This window comes from Lyngbya sp. CCY1209 (genome assembly GCF_035615495.1).
Classification (GTDB): Bacteria; Cyanobacteriota; Cyanobacteriia; order Cyanobacteriales; family Microcoleaceae; genus Limnospira.
In genome coordinates this window covers 1-314 of sequence record NZ_JAJENU010000208.1, presented here as the reverse complement: position 1 = coordinate 314, position 314 = coordinate 1, and the positions used below count along the sequence as shown (strand labels likewise).

General features: G+C 47.1%; 1 protein-coding gene. It reads left to right on the top strand.

Annotated features, from left to right (window positions below):
- Positions 1 to 314, top strand: a 314-nt coding sequence (locus LKE08_RS03950; protein ID WP_324702892.1) for a reverse transcriptase domain-containing protein, incomplete at both ends; no start/stop codon positions are given.

Here is a 314-nt window from a genome sequence, read left to right as displayed (position 1 = left end):
GGGAACCTAAATTCGAGGGGACAAGCTATGGGTTTCGACCCGGACGCTCAACCCTTGACGCAATTGGCAGAATATTTGTTGGAATTAATCAAGGGGAATACTATGTCCTCGATGCCGACATTGCCAAATGTTTTGACCAGATTGACCCTGATTACCTGCTATCCAAACTTCATTGTCCAACGACCATCAGGCGCAATATCAAACAATGGTTAAAAGCCGGTGTCATTGACAATGGTGTATTTGACGATACGAAAGCCGGGACACCTCAAGGAGGGGTAATAAGTCCACTCCTCGCCAACATCGCACTGGATGGA